Raw genomic sequence first — 5319 nt, forward strand, 5'->3', positions numbered from 1 at the left:
GGAAAGAGATTGGGCGACCTTCGGGAAGCTGATGGACGCCCAATCTCTTTCCAATAGGGCCTGGCGTCCCTGTTGAGCGAGATCCGCGAATTTCTGCATGGCTTCAACAACGGCAGGTTCTCCGCGGAGGTAGCGCCCGCGAAGATCATTGTGGATGACCTCCGTAGGCTCGGCAATGGCCGTGTTGTACGCCAGGTAAAGCGGTGGCAGATAGGCGAGATCTAAAGGCTCATAAACTCCGCAGTTGTAACCGTGGATATTCTCCATTTTGTCTCGGCTGAAATCCATAAATACCAGCCCTTCATAAACCTGAATGACACGATCCTGGAGCCCTCCAGCGATGCCGAGCTCCTCGGTTTCGACGGCAAGGGCCAGCGACGGTTGCACCCGTTGTGGAATCTGCACGCCATAAAAATCCATGAGACACCGCAGGACCGCGACGATGATGGCACTCGATCCGGCCAGCCCCACTTGCCTCGGTATCGTGCTGTAATAGCGGATGGAAAAATTCTTTTCGTGAAGCTTGATCCCCTGGGCCTGGCAGTATTCGACAAATTTTTTGATTGTCGCCTTCACCAGGCGAATTCCGCCATAGTAGCCGTGAAGACGGACGTCCCGAGCCAGATCATAGATACTATCAAATCGACTGCGGTCTTCCTGACTGAGAACTAGCTCCACCTGATCCCATTCATAAAGGACGGCCTCCGCAAAAAAATTCCGCACAATCACAGAGATGGTTTTTCCGTAATAACCGTCTGAGGGATTTCCCAGCAGACCTGCCCGAGCGTAGGCACGCCGTTTGATAATGATCATAGCTGACACCGTTGACCTAACCTCATTCTCTCCCCTGCCCTGCCCTGGTCCTTTCTTGTGCTTCGAGCATTCGTTGCAAAAATTCTCGCAATCCCGGTCCGCATTCCTCGTCGGCCAGGGCGAACTCCAAAAACGCCCGAAAATAGCTATCAAAATTGCCGATGTCAAACCGGCGTTCGTCTGGCGGTAGGCGAATTCCGAGCACCTTTCCGCCCGCTTCTATCATTCGCTGGATGGCATCCGTGAGCTGGATTTCCTCTCCTTTGCCGGGCGGCGTTCGGCGAAGATGCTCGAAAATCGCCGGTCGAAATACGTACCGGGCGGCCACCGCCAAACAGCTTGGTGCGTCCTGCGGGGTCGGTTTTTCGATGATCCCTGCCAGTTGAAAATACTCGTTCCCATTTTCCAGATCATTCCCCACAGGCTGCGCGATTCCATAATGGACCACGTCCTCCCGGGGAACAGTCTCAAACGCGATGACTGCGTCCGCCGACTCCGCCTCGAACAGCGTGATCATCCGACGCACCACATCCGATTGGGCTTGAAGCCCAATAATCGAATCCCCAAGGGCCACGACAAACGGCTGGTTCTGAACCATAGGTGCGGAACACAGGACCGCGTGACCCAACCCCAATTGCCGCCTTTGCCTGGTGTAGAAATAATCCACCTCGGCGCGCTCGAACGACAACTCTTTGAGCAGGTCTTCTTTGCCGGTTTCCCGCAGCATCTGGATGAGCTCGGGGTTGAGGTCGAAGTGGTTTTCGATTGCCGTTTTTCCAGGACCGGTAATGAACAAGAATCGTTTGATTCCGCACCGAACAAGTTCCTCCACCACGTACTGAACGACCGGCTTTCGTCCGACAGGGAGCATCTCCTTCGGCTGACTCTTGGTCAGCGGAAGCAGCCGGGTACCCCGTCCCGCCACGGGGACAACAGCAAGATCGACAGTGGAACTTGGCATCGCTCTGAAACTCTCCTTAAACGACCGACTCCCTCAGCTCCGCAATAAAGATCCGGACAGAAAATCTCCCCGCAGCCCTTGATGGCCCTTCCCCAAACTATAGCTTTTTTGAGACGTTTAGGAACTCCGGTCCGATCCCAGAGGCGATGAACCCTTCTGTCGCACAGCTCGGACCAGTTTTATCGTGAGGACGGGCTTGTATAGGAGCCGACCCCGGCCGGACAGCCCAAGCCGAGGCACCACGATTGCCCAAAAATGGGAGGCGTTTCAGGCTGGCACTGCAGAGAACCGGAATTCTCAGTAGCGGGGAAGGAGAAAAGACCGTTGTTTTTCGACCGTTATTTCCTATTTGTGGTACCCAAGCGACTTGATTACCGCCAGAAGTTCCTCGTAATTGATGAACCGACGGTGATGCTGCAGCTTGTATGCGTCGATCGCCTGCCCCAGTTCCCGGGCTTCCGGGGAAAGATCAGCATATGAATTAGCAAACTGACGTCTCTCCCTGCCATCAGGCGATGTGCCGTGCGGGTTTTTACGCCTATCCACGAACACAGGGACCGGCTCGCCACCGGAAGATTGGGAAGTTGCGCTATCTGGGAAAATGGCATCGGGATTCATAGCGGGTCCTCGCACTGAAAATCCTGTCACTTTTGGAAATCGACAGGAATTCCCTGGGACGAAAGACTGAAGAACCGGTTCCGTACAACCGGCACTAGTAGAATAGCTCACCCGCAAAGGGATGCAAATTCAGTGGAACATTCACGTTTGCGCTGTCCCAATGCGCCCTCATTTAGGCATACCAATACCCAGCCAAGGGGGGAGTTCTCCCCGTGGCGGGAGGACCACCACTGTCGCCCGATGGATCGGCTCCAGCTTGAGAATCTCTGCGATGGATTCCGCTGGCGGGTAGCTGTCGAGGGCCAGTACGCCAATCGCATCGCCGCCGGGCTTGTTTTCAGCACGTCCCAGTGAAAGAAACGCGATGTTGACGTTGTGGCGGCCAAAGATCTCGCCGACCCGCCCAATTACTCCCGGCACGTCACGGTGATACATAATGAGCATTGTCCCTTCCAAGGGGCTCTCCAGCCTAAACTCGCCCTTCTGAACAAGGCGGGGCAGCGATTTGCCGAACAGTGCACCGGCCGCCAGCGCGGACCTGTCATTCCGAAAAACCTCCACTGTCACTTGAGACGCGAAATCGCCAATATCCGTGGTCCGTTCTTCGGCAAGTTCAATTCCACGCTGCTGGAGCAAGACGGGAGCATTGACCAGATTGACAGATTGCTCGAGAGCATGCTGGAGAAGCCCTGCAGCAAACGCTGCTGAAAGCAGGCGGGTGTCTCGATTGGCCACCTCCCCCTGGTAACGGATCTTGCAGCGGGTCGGTGGCTCCCGATCGACTTGTGCCATTAGAAGACCCAAGCGGTAAACAAGGTCCAAATATCCCCGCAGGCCCTCCAGTGTCTTGGGATCAAGGGGCGCCATATTGACGGAGTTCCGCACGGCGCCCGTCGTGAAGAAATCCACGAGCAGCTCGCACGCTTCGATGGCTACGTTTGTTTGAGCTTCTTCGGTGCTGGCCCCGAGGTGTGGCGTGCACAAGACGTTGGGCTTTCCAAAAAGTGGACTGTTGGTGCACGGTTCCTTTGTGAAGACGTCCAGGGCCACGCCACCGATATGACCGCTCTCCAGCCCCTCCAGCAATGCTTCTTCGTTGATGATGCCTCCTCGTGCACAGTTGATGATGCGCACCCCCTTTTTCATCATTTGAATTTGTGGCCGATCGATCAGGTTGCGTGTCTGCTCATTAAGTGGCGTATGCACCGTGAGGTAGTCCACCTCCGGGAAAAGGTCTTCCAAAGTGCGGCAGGTACGAATTCCCAATTCCCGGGCCCGGTGCTCCGGTAAAAACGGATCATAGCCCAACACCCTCATTTTGAAAGCGAGAGCCCGCTCGGCCACGGCCTGGCCAACCCGGCCCAGTCCGATGATGCCCAACGTCTTCCCACACAACTCAGTCCCCATGAATTGATGACGTTCCCATTTCCCCTCCAAAAGGCTCTTGAATGCGGGGAAAATATTGCGGGAAAGGGCCAGCATCAGGGCCATGGTATGTTCCGCGGTGGCAATTGTGTTACCACCCGGCGTATTCATCACGATGATACCCTGGCGTGTTGCGGCTGCCGTGTCGATATTGTCTGTTCCCACCCCTGCGCGGACGATCACTTTCAATCGCCTGTTCCCCTCCAGAGCATCAGCGGTGATCTTCACCCCGCTGCGACAGATCGCTCCATCAAACTCGGCGAGCGTCTTACGGAGATCCTCGCCTTTAAGACCGGTGCGGACCTCATATTCAATCATTCCCGCCGACTCCAGGAGCTTGAGACCCTCGGGCGAAATCGGATCCAGCACTACGATTTTGACCATGGGTGGGTCCTCAAAATTAACGGTCAGTATATTACTTGACAATTTTTGCTTCCTGGACCGTAATTTTTCACTTTTACGGCAACGCTCCTGAAGCGTCAAGCACCGGTAGAAACCAACGCATCCCCACTTTTGACTCACCGCTGCAAAGGGACATGGCCGCGGACAAGGGCTTCCCTTGAGATTCAGCCAAAGTGAGCTGCTTACAAAATTCGCATTCGGAGGGAGGTGCTTATTGGGTCCACATTTCAGCGTCTGGAGAATCCATTTGACCGGTCGCGCTTCAACTGCTTGGTTCAGGTGCTGGCTAAACCTTAGGAGCTATTCGCAAATTGCCCCTGCAACACATCGAGGCTTGGGCCTGTCGCAGGCCCTAACAAAAAGTGCAAACACGTCCGGCCACCAAGACGTTTACAGAGGCGCTCAACTGGGCGTAAGATGACGCAATGGACACACTGCAATACGGTCCGAGAATACTCCATGTCAATACCAGCGACAGTCATTGGAAGAGCGCAGCGCGGGGATACCGGCCTATGTTTCGTATGTCATTTCCAGTCAGCAACAGAGTGTCTCGCCTGACTCCCGATACGCGGTTCCGTTCGTTCAGGAGATAATCCTCAGCAGGCAACGCTCACAGGTAATCCATGCTGCTCGGTAGCCGAATCACCAAACGCCAGCTCGTACAGCTTTGCCAGCGAATGGCAACCCAGATCGAGGCCGGGGTGGACCTGCGAACCATTTGCCGCCGAGAAGCGGAACGTGCCACCGGCGGGGCCTACCGCCGGGCGATACGGGTGGTCGCGGAAGCGGTAAACAAAGGTTACGCCTTGGCCGATGCACTGGCCCTCACCGAAGATTATTTCCCACGCCTTTTTCTGCAAATTGTCCGCATCGGAGAAGAAACCGGCAAATTGCCGGAGGCTTTTCGCCTCCTTGGAAGATATTACGAAGAAGAAATTGCCCGGCGACGCACATTCTGGTCGCTCCTTGTGTGGCCTCTTTTTGAGCTCACCTTTGCGATCATTGTGATCGGGTTTCTCATATGGATCATGGGGGAAATCGGTAAAAGGGGCGACGTCGTGCTGGATCCGCTTGGATTTGGGCTAGTCGGCGAACGAGGC

General features: G+C 55.4%; 5 protein-coding genes. 1 reads left to right on the forward strand and 4 read right to left on the reverse strand.

Annotated elements, in window-relative coordinates; genetic code table 11:
• From ABJK56_RS19055 to serA, 4 genes are all read right to left on the reverse strand, one after another.
• Positions 1 to 813: hypothetical protein (locus ABJK56_RS19055; protein WP_347246274.1), on the reverse strand; the 813-nt coding region annotated here is incomplete at its 3' end.
• 22 nt (positions 814 to 835) lie between these two features.
• A complete protein-coding gene (locus ABJK56_RS19060; RefSeq protein ID WP_347246275.1) occupies positions 836 to 1774 on the reverse strand; it encodes a UTP--glucose-1-phosphate uridylyltransferase in 939 nt (312 codons plus the stop codon).
• Positions 1775 to 2119: 345 nt separating this feature from the next.
• Complete coding sequence (locus tag ABJK56_RS19065) at positions 2120 to 2392, reverse strand: hypothetical protein (RefSeq protein ID WP_347246276.1); 273 nt, start codon at positions 2390 to 2392, stop codon at positions 2120 to 2122.
• Positions 2393 to 2560: 168 nt separating this feature from the next.
• The gene (gene serA / locus ABJK56_RS19070) at positions 2561 to 4201 is read right to left on the reverse strand and encodes a phosphoglycerate dehydrogenase (protein ID WP_347246277.1); all 1641 of its coding nucleotides are present in this window, start codon (positions 4199 to 4201) and stop codon (positions 2561 to 2563) included.
• Between the two features lie 641 nt (positions 4202 to 4842).
• On the opposite strand from serA, the gene ABJK56_RS19075 reads away from it, so the two are divergent.
• Positions 4843 to 5319: type II secretion system F family protein (locus ABJK56_RS19075; protein WP_347246278.1), on the forward strand; the 477-nt coding region annotated here is incomplete at its 3' end.

Source organism: Thermogutta sp. (assembly GCF_039793925.1).
GTDB lineage: Bacteria > Planctomycetota > Planctomycetia > Pirellulales > Thermoguttaceae > Thermogutta.

Coding starts and splice junctions, on each gene's coding strand:
- ABJK56_RS19060 (WP_347246275.1), bottom strand. CDS start 1,774: ATGCCAAGTTCCACTGTCGATCTTGCTGTTGTCCCCGTGGCGGGACGG.
- ABJK56_RS19065 (WP_347246276.1), bottom strand. CDS start 2,392: ATGAATCCCGATGCCATTTTCCCAGATAGCGCAACTTCCCAATCTTCC.
- serA (WP_347246277.1), bottom strand. CDS start 4,201: ATGGTCAAAATCGTAGTGCTGGATCCGATTTCGCCCGAGGGTCTCAAG.